Origin of the sequence: Saccharothrix deserti, assembly GCF_009769385.1 — a bacterium.
GTDB lineage: Bacteria > Actinomycetota > Actinomycetes > Mycobacteriales > Pseudonocardiaceae > Actinosynnema > Actinosynnema deserti.
On the sequence record NZ_VKAB01000092.1, the window covers coordinates 1 to 11,620 of the forward strand.

The 11,620-nt window shown below is 67.0% G+C and carries 15 protein-coding genes and 4 pseudogenes; 6 read left to right on the forward strand and 13 right to left on the reverse strand.

Going from position 1 to position 11,620, the window contains the following annotated elements; genetic code table 11:
• Nucleotides 1–1,539 (forward strand): hypothetical protein (locus FM051_RS48525; protein WP_158854583.1); only part of this gene is annotated, 1,539 nt, incomplete at its 5' end.
• A 29-nt stretch (nt 1,540–1,568) separates the two neighbouring features.
• Here FM051_RS48525 and FM051_RS50255 read toward each other — a convergent pair.
• From FM051_RS50255 to FM051_RS48535, 3 genes and pseudogenes are all read right to left on the reverse strand, one after another.
• A complete protein-coding gene (locus FM051_RS50255) occupies nt 1,569–1,715 on the reverse strand; it encodes a hypothetical protein (protein ID WP_162470811.1) in 147 nt (48 codons plus the stop codon).
• Nucleotides 1,716–1,744: 29 nt separating this feature from the next.
• Nucleotides 1,745–1,807: pseudogene (locus tag FM051_RS52830) on the reverse strand (hypothetical protein); the annotation flags it as partial.
• A 163-nt stretch (nt 1,808–1,970) separates the two neighbouring features.
• The gene (locus tag FM051_RS48535; protein WP_158854585.1) at nt 1,971–2,468 is read right to left on the reverse strand and encodes a hypothetical protein; all 498 of its coding nucleotides are present in this window, start codon (nt 2,466–2,468) and stop codon (nt 1,971–1,973) included.
• A gap of 241 nt (nt 2,469–2,709) precedes the next feature.
• On the opposite strand from FM051_RS48535, the pseudogene FM051_RS48540 reads away from it, so the two are divergent.
• A pseudogene (locus FM051_RS48540) lies at nt 2,710–2,865 on the forward strand (oxidoreductase); the annotation flags it as partial.
• Nucleotides 2,866–2,913: 48 nt separating this feature from the next.
• On the opposite strand, the gene FM051_RS48545 reads toward FM051_RS48540, so the two are convergent.
• On the reverse strand, nt 2,914–4,236 hold the full coding sequence (locus FM051_RS48545) for an extracellular catalytic domain type 1 short-chain-length polyhydroxyalkanoate depolymerase (RefSeq protein WP_158854587.1): 1,323 nt from the start codon (nt 4,234–4,236) through the stop codon (nt 2,914–2,916).
• Between the two features lie 165 nt (nt 4,237–4,401).
• On the reverse strand, nt 4,402–4,923 hold the full coding sequence (locus FM051_RS48550) for a MarR family winged helix-turn-helix transcriptional regulator (protein WP_158854589.1): 522 nt from the start codon (nt 4,921–4,923) through the stop codon (nt 4,402–4,404).
• 138 nt (nt 4,924–5,061) lie between these two features.
• Here FM051_RS48550 and FM051_RS52835 point away from each other — a divergent pair, with 138 nt between their 5' ends.
• Together FM051_RS52835 and FM051_RS48560 are read left to right on the forward strand one after the other, a co-directional pair.
• On the forward strand, nt 5,062–5,175 hold the full coding sequence (locus FM051_RS52835) for a helix-turn-helix transcriptional regulator (protein ID WP_238413226.1): 114 nt from the start codon (nt 5,062–5,064) through the stop codon (nt 5,173–5,175).
• 135 nt (nt 5,176–5,310) lie between these two features.
• Nucleotides 5,311–5,856, forward strand: a complete 546-nt coding sequence (locus tag FM051_RS48560; RefSeq protein ID WP_158854591.1) for an AAA family ATPase — start codon at nt 5,311–5,313, stop codon at nt 5,854–5,856.
• A 35-nt stretch (nt 5,857–5,891) separates the two neighbouring features.
• Here the strand turns inward: FM051_RS48560 and FM051_RS50260 are convergent, their stop codons facing one another.
• The 4 genes from FM051_RS50260 to FM051_RS48570 all read right to left on the reverse strand — a co-directional run bounded on the left by FM051_RS50260 (nt 5,892) and on the right by FM051_RS48570 (nt 8,151).
• Nucleotides 5,892–6,050, reverse strand: a complete 159-nt coding sequence (locus FM051_RS50260; RefSeq protein WP_162470812.1) for a hypothetical protein — start codon at nt 6,048–6,050, stop codon at nt 5,892–5,894.
• The gene (locus tag FM051_RS54360) at nt 6,041–6,451 is read right to left on the reverse strand and encodes a glycosyl hydrolase family 28-related protein (protein ID WP_420803675.1); all 411 of its coding nucleotides are present in this window, start codon (nt 6,449–6,451) and stop codon (nt 6,041–6,043) included. The genes FM051_RS50260 and FM051_RS54360 overlap by 10 nt, the downstream gene beginning before the upstream one ends.
• Nucleotides 6,364–6,708: a hypothetical protein gene (locus FM051_RS52840; protein ID WP_238413227.1), complete on the reverse strand. Its 345-nt coding sequence runs from the start codon at nt 6,706–6,708 to the stop codon at nt 6,364–6,366. Before FM051_RS52840 ends, FM051_RS54360 begins: the two co-directional genes overlap by 88 nt.
• Before the next feature lie 417 nt (nt 6,709–7,125).
• Nucleotides 7,126–8,151, reverse strand: a complete 1,026-nt coding sequence (locus FM051_RS48570; RefSeq protein WP_158854595.1) for a zinc metalloprotease — start codon at nt 8,149–8,151, stop codon at nt 7,126–7,128.
• Nucleotides 8,152–8,427: 276 nt separating this feature from the next.
• On the opposite strand from FM051_RS48570, the gene FM051_RS48575 reads away from it, so the two are divergent.
• Both FM051_RS48575 and FM051_RS54365 read left to right on the forward strand, forming a co-directional pair.
• Nucleotides 8,428–8,718, forward strand: a complete 291-nt coding sequence (locus tag FM051_RS48575; protein ID WP_158854597.1) for a hypothetical protein — start codon at nt 8,428–8,430, stop codon at nt 8,716–8,718.
• A 182-nt stretch (nt 8,719–8,900) separates the two neighbouring features.
• Nucleotides 8,901–9,072 (forward strand): annotated as a pseudogene (locus FM051_RS54365) (IS701 family transposase); the annotation flags it as partial.
• Nucleotides 9,073–9,154: 82 nt separating this feature from the next.
• On the opposite strand, the pseudogene FM051_RS54370 reads toward FM051_RS54365, so the two are convergent.
• From FM051_RS54370 to FM051_RS48595, 4 genes and pseudogenes are all read right to left on the reverse strand, one after another.
• Nucleotides 9,155–9,343 (reverse strand): annotated as a pseudogene (locus FM051_RS54370) (ATP-binding protein); the annotation flags it as partial.
• 28 nt (nt 9,344–9,371) lie between these two features.
• Nucleotides 9,372–9,635, reverse strand: a complete 264-nt coding sequence (locus FM051_RS53850) for a lecithin retinol acyltransferase family protein (protein WP_158854601.1) — start codon at nt 9,633–9,635, stop codon at nt 9,372–9,374.
• Nucleotides 9,635–10,600 (reverse strand): hypothetical protein, encoded by a 966-nt coding sequence (locus FM051_RS48590; protein ID WP_158854602.1) that lies wholly within the window; start codon nt 10,598–10,600, stop codon nt 9,635–9,637. Before FM051_RS48590 ends, FM051_RS53850 begins: the two co-directional genes overlap by 1 nt.
• Before the next feature lie 629 nt (nt 10,601–11,229).
• A complete protein-coding gene (locus FM051_RS48595) occupies nt 11,230–11,403 on the reverse strand; it encodes a hypothetical protein (protein WP_158854604.1) in 174 nt (57 codons plus the stop codon).
• Nucleotides 11,404–11,620: the final 217 nt, after the last annotated feature.

The following is an 11,620-nucleotide window of genomic DNA, read 5'->3' on the forward strand; positions in this document are numbered from 1 at the left end:
GTCATGGCCGGCCCCACCCCGACCGCACACGGCGGCGACCACCACGGCCACGACCACACCACCGACCCGCACACCGGCCACGACCACTCCGTCCAGCGCACCCCGGTCGTCCAGCGGATGACGATGAACGATTTCAACCAGGCGCTCGCCCAGCACGGGCTGACGGGTGACCCCGACTTCATCACCTTCTTCGAGATCCAACGTGGCCGCGAGGACCCCGCCGCCGTCGTCGCCGACCCCGCACCGGCGTCGGCGAACCGGCTCCAGCAGTTCGTGCAGCACAACGACGTGGACGCGGCGAAGCTCGCCGGCTACATCACCGAGTACCAGCGAGGTGCGGTCGGCACCCCGGACCAGCCGGCGAACGTCGCCAACCCCAGGGTCGCCGGCCTGGAGATGGAGATGCGCAATGCGGTGCTGATCCCGGAAGACGGCATGAGCAACGGTCAGGAGATCGCCCACACCACGGCCACGACCGAAGTCGGCGGCCTCCCGGTGATGAAACTGGAGATCGAGGGCATGGACCCCGGCGATCCCGCGATGGAGCTGATCTACGGGCCGCTCCCGGTGGACGAGTACCGGAACGCGGGTCTCATCAGCGCTCGCAACAAGCTCAAGACGGCCATCAGGAGGCCCGGTACGGCAAGGCAGATGGTGACCTCCTACAACCAATCGCTGGGCTCCTCGGAGCAGCGGTACCGCCTGGAGGTCGGCCCGCACCCGCAACGCAGGAAGGGGCAGACGCCGACTCCCCGGATCAGCCCGCAGACCAACGTCTCGACCCGGTACGCCACGGTGGGGACCCCCAATCCGAACCCGCAGCGGGACTTCAGCGCGTTCTACGAGAACGAGAACGGCCGCAAGATGTACCGGGAGGCCAGGACGAAGGCGGTCGCCCTGGTCGGCCAGATCACGGCGAACTGGGCCACCCACCACCAGGCTGCCGCGGGACCGCTCAACCACACCCCGTACCTTCCGTCGCTGCTCACCCACCTGATCCACCAAGAGGCCATGTACCTCAACTTCGAGCTGAATAGGGAGGTGGTGGGACGCGACGACAAGCACCACTTCCACGCCCTGTTCAAGATCAGTCCGCAGGACGCCGTGATGACGATCCTCACCGACGCCGACGCGCGACTCCTCCTCGCCTGGCTGGTCCAGACAGGGGCGACGCCCCTGTCCGCCGCCGCGCTGGCCACGTTCGGGACGCTCGCCAGCACGCGACAGAACGTGACTCTCGACGCCCAACCGATCCACGACTACTTGGTCGACGTGCTGGTCGCCCGCCTGCTCGCGAGTCGCCAACTGCTCAGCGAGGCCGACAACACCGACCGCACGTCTCCGATCTACGGCGCCAACAGGCAGGTGGGCAAGGTGACCCACGTGCACCCGCGCCCGAGCGCCCGCGTGAAGATCATCGTCAACGGGACCCGCTACTACTTCGTCGTCGAACAGCGCTCGGGAGCTCACGGGATCAACTACAACGCCGAATCGAATCCTCAGGCGGCGGTGAACCAGATCAGGGACCTGCAGAGTTAAAGATCTTTCGGTATTTGGGTGATCCGTCGTCATAAGCGGAGGCCGGTGTGGTCGACGAAGTTGAAGCACAGCTGGTAACTGGTGCCGACGCGTTCCAGGCCGGCGTGGGCGTCGTCGGGGGTGTCGGGGCAGAGGTTGGCCAGTCCGCCCGCCGCGCCGGACGCTGCCGGCTCCACCCCAAGCGTTCACGCAGGATCGCCCAGGTCTGAGTAGTCGAGTACCGCACCCCGGTCACCCGTTCGATCACCTCGGCGACCCGGACCAACATCCACAGGTCGATCGGATACCCGTGGGCCTTCGGGCCTTCGGCCAGCTTCGTCTCCACTTCGGCGAGTTGGTCGTCGGCATCGGCTATCTCGGCTGGTCGTGGAGCGGCAACGGCGGCGGGGTCGAGTACCTCGATCTGGTCCGTTCGTTCAACCAGGCGGACCTCACCCCCGTGGGGCGAGCGCTTCCTCAACGGTCCCAACGGAGTGCGGCAGACACGGGTTGGCCAGCCAGGACCCGACCCGCAGCCGCATCCCCGTTGTGGTCAGGAACTCCGCCATGGCCAGCGCGTGCCAGAACCCTCCACGTGCCCGGCCGATCGAGTCGAAGGTGCCCTCCTGGAACTCGATCTGCTCGGGATCCCACATCAGCCCCGTGTTGCACAGGGTGTCCGCGACGCCCAGCGCGACAGGACCGGCCATACCGACCGGGTGCCCCGAGGCGGGGTTGCCCCGGCGGTGCGGGTCCAGTTCGCAGCGCATGCCGCATGCGTCCGCAAGTTCGGCCAGCCGGTCGGCTGCGGTCGCGGGCGGCCCGAGTACCTCCTGCACAGCGCACACGGCGGGTCGGCGGCTGCGGATGACCGAGACCTGGTCCCAGGGGGCGCGAGCCCCCGCGGGGGCGTGTAGTCCGGTGAAGTCCAGCAGATTCCAGCTCGGCAACCGGAACACCTCGGGTGCACGGCCGTGAAAGGTCGTACAGGGATCATGGCGGGCCCGCGACGCTCTCCCGCCGGCGACCGACCACCACCCGAGGCCCAACAGCGCCCCGTCCCGCCGCACGACCTCGACACCCGCAGACTGCCGCGCACCCGGATCCCGGGCGGACTCGTCAACGAGTACAGACACGCCGCTTGACCTGCAGCGATGACTTTTCGAGCGGCACACGTTCGAGCCGGAAGCCCTGCGTCACCTGGTGCCCGACGTCACCGAACGCGACGTGTACGTCTGCGGCCCGCCCGCGATGACCTCGGCCGTGCTGAGTGGCCTGCGCCGGCTGAGGGTGCCCAACCTTCAGGTACACGCCGAGAAGTTCAGCCTGGCTGACGGCCGCCCCTGATGGATATCAGGGATCCTGATATCCATCAGGGGCGGTGGCCGTCGTTGCTCAGGCGATGGTGCAGGACATGCCGTTGAGGGTGAACGAGGTGGGTTCGGCCGTGTTGCCGGTGTGGTTGGCCTGGAACCCGATGCCGACCGAGCCGTTCGGGGCGATCGTGCCGTTGTGAGAGACGTTGCGCGCCGTCACCTGCCCGGAAGACGGCGAGTAGGTGGCGTTCCAGCCGGACGTGATGCTCTGTCCGCCGGGCAGGGTGAAGACCAGTGACCAGCCGTTGATCGCGGTGGTGCCGGTGTTCGCGATCGTGATGCTCTCGGTCAGGCCGGTGTTCCACGCGTTCACCGTGTCCGTGACCCGGCACGAGCCAGGGCCGGGCGTCGTGGTGGTGGTCGTCGTGGTCGTGGTGGACGTCGTCGTGGTGGAGGTCGGGTCACCGGTGCCGTTCAGGCCGAAGAACGCGACGGCCTGCGCGGCCATGCCGGTGGACGGCAGGCTGTGCCCGGCACCCTGGATGCTGTAGGCCTCCACCTGGACGGCGCCGGACGAGCCGGCGTAGCGGCGCCGGTTCCAGTTGGCCTGCGGGGTGTCCGTGGACGTCGGGGTCTGGCTCAGCCCGAACACGTTGGTCCACTGCTCGATCGATTCCTGGAGCAGCGAGTACGGCACGAGCGTGTCGGAGGTGCCGTGCCACAGCTGGACCCGCGGTCGGGTGCCGGTGTACCCGGGGTACGCCTGGCGGACCGCGTCACCCCACTGCTGCGGGGTCCGGTTCATGTTCCCGCCGGTGCACTGGCTGCGTCCGGGCGGGTAGTCGGCGGCGCCGGCGAAGCAGTTGAAGGGCACGCCCATGAACGACGCGCTGGCCTTGAACACGTCCGGGTAGAGGGCGAGCATGTGTTGGGTCATCATCCCGCCGGACGACGATCCGGTGGCGTAGACCCGGTTCGGGTCGCCGCCGTAGCGCTGCTGGGCATACGTCACCATCGACACGATCGACACCGGGTCGCTGCCGCCGCCGCGGCGCTTGGCGGCGTCCGACCAGGTGTCGAAGCACTTCCCGAACCCGGCCTCCTGCTGGGCGCTCGGGTAGATGACGATGAACCCGTGCCGGTCGGCCAGCGAGGCGAACTCGCTGCCCGAGTAGAAGCCGGGGCCCGAGCCGCCGCAGCCGTGCATGGCCACCACGATCCCGGGGTTCGCCGGGCGGGAATCCGGCACGTAGACGTGCATCCGCATCCCGCCCGGGTTGTTGCCGAAGCTCGTGACCTCGGTCAACGACGCCGCGGACGCGGGTGTGGTCGCCGGGATGGCGAGGCCGGCCACGGCCAGCGATGCGACTGCGGCCAGTAAGAAGTTCCGTCTGGTCTTCATGCGCCTGACTCCTTTGTCCAGCGCGCGTTTGTTCGGCGCGTGGCGGTAACGACCGATACGCACGGATTTCGCTGTGAGCGGGGGCGTAGGCGGCGCCGTATTGCTCAGGTTTCCTGATACTGGCGCAAGGTGTGCAGGCAGTGCAAGAGTCACTGCCGGTCTTGCTCAACCACGGTTGCCGTTGGTGAGGCGCCGCTCCTTCATCAGGTCCGCCAGAGTGGTGATGCCGTGCTCCAGTCCTTCACGGAACGTCATGCGCTGACCGGGGGACAGGCCGTCGAGGAGTTCGGCCTCCACCTCGGCGATCCGAGGGGTGCACTCCGCGAGCACCGCGTGTCCGGCGTCGGTGAGCCGCGCGAGCAGGACCCGTCTGTTCTCCGCGTCGGGGACGCGGACGATCAGCCCTCGCCTCTCCAGGGTCAGCACCATCTCGTGCATGGTCTGCGGCCGGAGGAAGGACCGCCGGGCCAGTTGGGCCGACGAGAGGTTGTTGCGACGTTGCAGCACGGTCAGCGCGGTGTACTGGAGGGTCGTCAGTCCCAGCGGGCGCAGTGCGTCGTCCAGCAGCGCGCGGATGACCAGTTCGAGGCGCTTCACCAGGTACAGCGTCATCGGCGGCTCATGGGCCCCGCCCGTGTGCCGGGCGTTGTCACCGGTCGACTCGTCGAGGGTGCTCACGTCGTTCATGGTGTCACTGCAGGCGCCCGGGCTCCGTCAACGAACTCGGCTACGTCGATGTTTGCGTTAACCCGCTGCTTTCACGGGGGATTGGCGTGTGAGTGGCCGGTCACCGAGCGACCGGAGCGACTGAGCCTCAAGATCCTGATGGCGCTACTGGACATCCTCGACTGCACGATCGACGACCTCATCGAACCCGTCGCGGATCGGCCTCAACCCTCGCCAGGACCGCTCCACCGCCCTGTTCGCCCTGGCCGCTGAACTGCCCGCCGCGATGCCGGCCCGCATGCTCGGCATCCACATCAGCGTCGCCGTCCAATGGCAGCAAGCCGGCTCCGGTGACTGGACCGCCTACGCCGCCGACGTCAGCCGACGAGCCGGGAAGGATGCACACCCATGACCTCAGCACCGGAGCAAGCCATCGTCCTGATCACCGGGATTCAGGCGGCGGGGAAGTCGACCATCGCACAGATGCTGGCCGAGCGTCTGCCGCACTCGGTGCACCTGCGAGGTGACCTGTTCCGGCGAATGGTGGTCAACGGCAGGGCGGACATGACTCCCGAACCATCCGAGGAGGCGGTACGGCAACTGCGCCTGCGTCATCGGCTGACGGCGGCCGCAGCCGACGACTACTTCCGGGAGGGGTTCACCGTCGTCGCCCAGGACGTCATCCTCGGCGAACACCTCACCGACATGGTCCAGCTGATCCAGCAGCGGCCGCTGCTGGTTGTGGTGCTCGCCCCGCAGGTCAAGGCTGTCACCGCCCGGGAGGCGGCCCGAACGAAGAACGCCTACAGCGAATGGACCATCAGCCTGCTCGACCGCGGCCTGCGGAACGACACGCCACGCCTCGGCCTCTGGCTCGACACCTCTGACCAGACCCCCGAGGAAACCGTGGACGAGATCATCAACCGCGCATGGACCGAGGCCCGCATCCCATGATCGAGCAGGAATTCCGACAGTTCCAATATCTGACGTCACCATTTCCCATCCATCTGTGGTTGCTGATGGAACACCGTCACGAGCGGACCTTGCGCGGGCCTGGACCGCAAGGCGAAGCTGCGCAGCACCGCCCAGTCCGCGCGGCCACGCTGCGGCGTCATCTCCTGTCCCGTCCAGTAGCCGGTCAAGGCCATGGCGCAGTAGACGGTTTCTCCTCCCGCGGCCCGATCCCGGTCGTGGTGGACAGGTTGAAGTCACCATTCGCCACGTCCGCGGTAATGGTCGTTGTGCCGGTCGTGCCCGTGCCGGCTCCCTCGAGAATGCACCCGTTCGACACAATGAGCGGCGCGGTGATCCGGTAATCCCCCGGAGGCAGATGGACGACCTTCCCGTCCGACGCCGCCTCCGCATGCGGCGGTACGTCGCGAACGGCGCAGTCGACAGCGTGTTGCAGCGCAGACGTGTCGTCCGTCGTCCCGTCCCCCTTCGCGCCGAAGCCGAGGACGTTCAGGCGTGGATCGCGACGGGACCTCTGCCCAGCGCTCCGTAGGCTCCACCGAGCTGGATTTCCACCTTCTGGCCCGTGACCACGGATTGGATCGCCACACCGAAGATCGGTGCCGCGCGAAGCCTGTCCGAAGTGATAGGTGCGACCTTGACCGGCGATTCGATGATCCCGACAACCTGGCCTGCCGCAACAGGAGCGGCGGCAAGCATTTTCGCACTGATCATCTGACGTTCTCCTCGACATGCCCATGCAATGTTCAGTCGATCACACGACGCGGTCACGGCTTCAACGGCGTTGCGCACGGGAATTGAGGAACTTTCGGAAAGCTTTAATTTCTCCTGCACTTCACCATGCAAGACTGCTTACCCCGCAACGTCGCCGCAGGCTTCACAGCGGCCGAGGGTTTCGGCGCTGCGGAGCAGGTCGTGCGCTGCCTGTCCATGACACGCTCGGAGGTCGCGGAGACACCAGGTTCCACCAGAAGCCGGCCACGAGGTCTCCGGTGCTGCGGCTTTTCTTGGTCGTTAACCCATCTACCGGAGACCTCGCCACATCTGGGTCAGCGACACGCCGCGGACATCTCACCTTTGAAACACGGGCTAGATCGCCGAGCCCTGGCAATGGCTCATCCGGGCACCGACCGAGCGGATCGCCTGACGACCGAACAAAGCGATCCCAGCGGAACCGAACGTGTCGGGGCCGGGTGGTCCGGAATCAGGCGAGCCGGCTCGTGGTGCAGTTCGTCCGGGAGCAGCGTGGCTTCACGCCCGCGTGGTCGCCAGTCCGGTGAGCAACTCCAGGACCCTGTCCTCTTGCGCGGGGTGGGCCACTCTGATCGACTCCTGGCCGCCGTTCAGCTGCGACAACGCACGGTTGGCACGCATTGCGATGTCCGCGATACCGGCCTCGACATCCGGGTAGAGCAGGCGCAGTCCACGCCTGTCCAGGTCGGACAGGTCGAGACCGTTCCCCATGGGGGCACACGGGCTCGGTGACGTCGAGTAGAAGAACGGCGCGAACGAGTAGAGCATGACCGACTTCCGGTCGAACGGGCCCGCCACCACGTCGGGCGGGTTGCCCGTGCGCAGGTTGTGGTCGACCTTCTGGCGTGGCCAGAAGTTCGGCGCCCCCGCGAGGAACGTGTATACACCGGGCCGCCTGCCGTTGGCGTCGGGCACGAACACGCCACGCGGGTCCTGGGTCGGCACGTAGTCGGGGTCGTCCTCCCAGCGGAACTCGTTCTCGCATGGGCCGCGCATGTTCTGGTGGGCGTGGTGGAAGCCGAGCGCGTGCAGGAACTCGTGCCGAACCGTTCCTTCCCATCGCGCCGGACGGGCAGTCGTGAACCCACCGAGGTTGAGGCTGCGCTGGTGGGGCCGCCCGCCGACGCGGCCGACCGGCGGCCCGAGCGTGGGGTCGTTGCTGTCCGTGCCGACCAGCGAGAAGAAGCCCGGCAGGTCGAAACCCACGCGGATCTCCGCTGCGTACGTGGTGTCCTGCTCGGTCCAGCGCCGGTGCTCGCCCGTGGCCTCGTCGACCCCGAAGTCCAAGTCGAGGTTGCAGGCGTCGGTGATCTGCCGCGTCGCCGCGGCGACGTCCTTGTGCAGAGCGGTATCCCCGCGGAGGAACGCGACCCGCACGGTCGAGCCGGGTTGCCAACGAGCCAGGTCGGTGACGATGAACTCCAGCCCTCCGCCGGGCCTGGCGACTCGGCTGCGCCAACGGTCGCGCACCTCCAGCGATGCCAGCACGTCGTCGGGCAAGGATTCGATGAGCACCTCGTCCATGGCTGCTCCTTATGTTTGCCGGATACTTCGAGAGTCGCCCTCTTCGGCGCGACAGTCAGCTGATCGCGGTGTCGCCCGATTGAGTGGAGTACGTACCGAATGCGCACGGCTACTCACTGAAACCGGCGCAGATCCGCGTTGGAATCCGGTACGCGCTTGCGACTCAAACCGTCGAACCCTCGTCCGCCGGACCGCGCTTGACGGCTGCTGCGGTGCACTGTCGACGATTGCTGTCAATCAGCTCATCCATTGTCGCCGCATTCGCGAGTACGCGGCATGCCGCACCGCGACGGGCTGGAGCCGGAGGCGCCGGCGCAGCTCGACGCCAAGGTGCACCTGCTGGACAACGGCTGGTGCATCACCGAGCGCCCGCGGGTGGTGGTGCCGGCCGCCTCGGGGCGGCAGCGGGACGTGAAGCAGCTGTTCACGCTGTCGGTGGTGGAGCTGCTGCGCCTAAACGAGGACCTGCACCACTACGGCATCACGTCGCAGTTCGCCGACATCCCGTTCATCGCCAAGGAGAAGGGCGGGACGTCGCAGGGGTCCGCCGCCAGGTGGGCAGCGTAAGCCCCTGTGGAGCGGGAGGTGCGGTTGTGGTGGTACTGGCGGATGGCCATGCGTTCGGACACGGTCCACAGCCAGGCGGTGAGCTTGCCCGGTTCCCGCAATCCCCTGAGCCTGCCGGTGAGTGCGACGCGGAAGGTCTCGGAGGTGGGGTCCTTGGCGGCTTCGTCGTCGCCTGCCAGGTACTGCCGTTCGGGTGGGTGACCGCGGACGAACTCCACGGCCACGACACGAAATTCCGCCTGTGGCTGGAAACCGTCGACGTCCCGCACGTGGTGGCCGTGCCGAAGAACGCGATGGTGGTGTCGTTCGAGCTGCTGAAGTTCTGTGTCCACCGCCTGATCGCCGAACTTCCCGAACCTGAGGACGAAGATCTCCGGGGCGCCACCGAGAACCGCGACCCGCCGCGGTCCAGCACACTGTTCACTAACGTCCCACCGCAGGCGGCCACACGCTCCAGCATGCCGAGCAGGCCGAACCCATTCCCGCCGGCGGGCCCGCAGCCGTCGTCGACCACGTCCACTCCCAACGCCCGTTCCTGCCACCGCAACCGCACCCGGACCGACCGGGCCGACGCGTGCCGCGCGGCGTTGGTCAGCGACTCCTGGACGATCCGGTACACCGTCATGTCCACTTCGGACGAAACCGGCCGCGGCTCACCCACCACTTCGAGCGACAGGCTGGCCGATTAAACGCTTGGCCAGCCTGACCGCTTCTGCGGCCGTTTCGGCGGCAGCGGGTTTTGTCTCGACGTGCACTGCGTTCCCTCGCGCGAACATCCAGCGGCTGGTGCGGCGGATCCTCGAACCCGGCCCGAAGCGCGACTCACGGTTGAAGTGCACGACGGTGCCATCACCGAGGTCTACCCCGTGATGCTCGTAGCCGCCTCGGTTCACCGCGATGTGGTCGCCCGCCGCCATCAGGACCCCTCCGGTGAGGGATCCCTGTCCCGTGCGGGGCTGAGCTGGGAGGTCCCGGCGATCGCCAATCTGGAGAACAACCGGCCGGAGAATCCGAACAACAACGCCAGAGCCATGGCAAGGGCACTGGTCGGGTTGCCCCACGAGTTGTCGCGGAACACCTCGCCCAGCAGGTTGATGCTCCGGTCGGAGAGTAGCCGGACGAGCAGCAGCCCACCGACTGAGGTGAGCGCACCGCCAACCGGGCTGAGCACCATCACTCCCCAGGACGAGGCCTGTTGTCCGGTGTTGATCCTGACCAGCGGTGCGAGAAAGCCCCCGAGCGCCCCGAGCAACAGCAAAATCTGATGGTCTCGTGCGACGAGTCCGACCGCGATGACTCCGATGAGCCCGACGATCGCGAGCCAGAGAGCGATCCGCTGCCCGTCGAACTCCGCGGCGAGATCGCTCTCGCTGCCGGCATGAACGAGTTCGTGCACGTGTTTGATGATGACTCGTTTGCCCTCGGCGTTAGTGGTGCCGTGCAGCCTCATTTTCAGGTCTTCGGCCGCATCGGGATCTACTGTGGACAAACGCAATAGCAGCGGTGCGGCGTAGTCGTCGAGCACGTCGTCCCGCACCATGTCGACAAGGCCACGATGGGCGGCGTTCAATTCCCGGACATCGGCATAGAGCTTCGTGAGCGGGGAGTCGAACATCCACAGCAGATGTCGCCACCACTTCGGGGTGGTGAGTTTCAACGCGTTCAGCGTCTTCTCGAGTGACTCCTTGGCAACCGCTGCCACTGGGTTGCCTTGATTCTTCGCCATGAGCACGTCGACATCGGCAAGGAGGCGATCCACCTCCTTGCCGAGCGTGCGCCGAATCGGTGCGGCGATGAACCCACGGCTGGTCACAATCACGATCACGAGGTAGACGCCACACACGATCACCAGTCGACCGGTGTTCCCGATCACGGTGTCCATCGACGCCTCCCGCCGGCAGACGCTGTATTAGAGGTCGAAACCCCGTGCACGCATGTTACTCGCGCCGGATGATCGTCCCAAGCCACGATGAGGTGACAGCGGCTCGATGTGTACTTGGGTTACCGACGGCGCCGTGACCCGGACAAGGATTGGCGGAATCACCAAAGGATGGGACCTGGCCGGCGCGGCGGGCGTTGACCGCGCGGCCGATGTCGCTCCCGGCCGCGGATCGCGGCGGAGATCGACTGGGGCCGGGATGGTCGAGCGAGCGCTGCTGGAAGGTGGCTCACATGCCTTTCGCATGACTGGTCGAGATCGGCCCGAAGAGCCCGCGCGCAGCACCGGGCGTGTCGAACTGGACCGAATTCGATCCCGCCGACGAGATCGCGGTCGAGTTCACGCTGCCGTGATCTCCCGGGGGTGGAGTACCCATGACATGCGTAGAGGAACTTTTTTAGTCCGGATCTTTCGTATGGGTGACGGCCTGGCTTGAGACCGTGGCCGGTGGCTGTTGCGGGTCCTCGTTCCGGTGTTCGGCATGGTCAAGGTGGCCCGTTGTCGGCCGGGTGCCGCCGGGTTCCACTGCCCGGTGGTGTTGCTGGTGGCTTGTAGGAACGGGTTCTGGCTGGTCAGGCCAGTCGCGGTAGGTCGTGTAGGCGCTGGTAGCCGGTCACGATCAGATCGGCCCGGTGCTCGCGGTCGTCCGCGGCCGACACCGCGGACGCGGCCGTCGCCGAGCCCACCATCCCGAGAACAGCCGCCGGCGCGATCACGGCGATCAGGACACGTTGTGCTGTTGGCACGATCCCTCCCTGGATGTGCGTTGCGATCAGGTCGCGGAGGTTTCGCCTCCGCGGTTCGACTGTGGGCCGCCGATCGTGTGAAGAGCCTGCGTTTTCCTGCGTGGAGCAGGTCAGGGCTGGTATGCACGCTGCCGGGGGAAGGGGGCGTAGTGGCGGAATTCCGCTTGTTGGGGAAGGTGGCCGTCGTGGTGGACGGTTGCCCGCTGGATCTGGGGCC

Excerpts from the sequence above, each read along its gene's own strand:
- FM051_RS48575 (WP_158854597.1), top strand. The coding sequence starts at position 8,428 with ATGCCGCACCGCGACGGGCTGGAGCCGGAGGCGCCGGCGCAGCTCGAC.
- FM051_RS50260 (WP_162470812.1), bottom strand. The coding sequence starts at position 6,050 with ATGGCCTTGACCGGCTACTGGACGGGACAGGAGATGACGCCGCAGCGT.
- FM051_RS53850 (WP_158854601.1), bottom strand. The coding sequence starts at position 9,635 with ATGGCGGCGGGCGACCACATCGCGGTGAACCGAGGCGGCTACGAGCAT.
- FM051_RS52835 (WP_238413226.1), top strand. The coding sequence starts at position 5,062 with ATGGCGCTACTGGACATCCTCGACTGCACGATCGACGACCTCATCGAA.
- FM051_RS48560 (WP_158854591.1), top strand. The coding sequence starts at position 5,311 with ATGACCTCAGCACCGGAGCAAGCCATCGTCCTGATCACCGGGATTCAG.
- FM051_RS48550 (WP_158854589.1), bottom strand. The coding sequence starts at position 4,923 with ATGAACGACGTGAGCACCCTCGACGAGTCGACCGGTGACAACGCCCGG.
- FM051_RS48570 (WP_158854595.1), bottom strand. The coding sequence starts at position 8,151 with ATGGACGAGGTGCTCATCGAATCCTTGCCCGACGACGTGCTGGCATCG.
- FM051_RS48590 (WP_158854602.1), bottom strand. The coding sequence starts at position 10,600 with ATGGACACCGTGATCGGGAACACCGGTCGACTGGTGATCGTGTGTGGC.
- FM051_RS48545 (WP_158854587.1), bottom strand. The coding sequence starts at position 4,236 with ATGAAGACCAGACGGAACTTCTTACTGGCCGCAGTCGCATCGCTGGCC.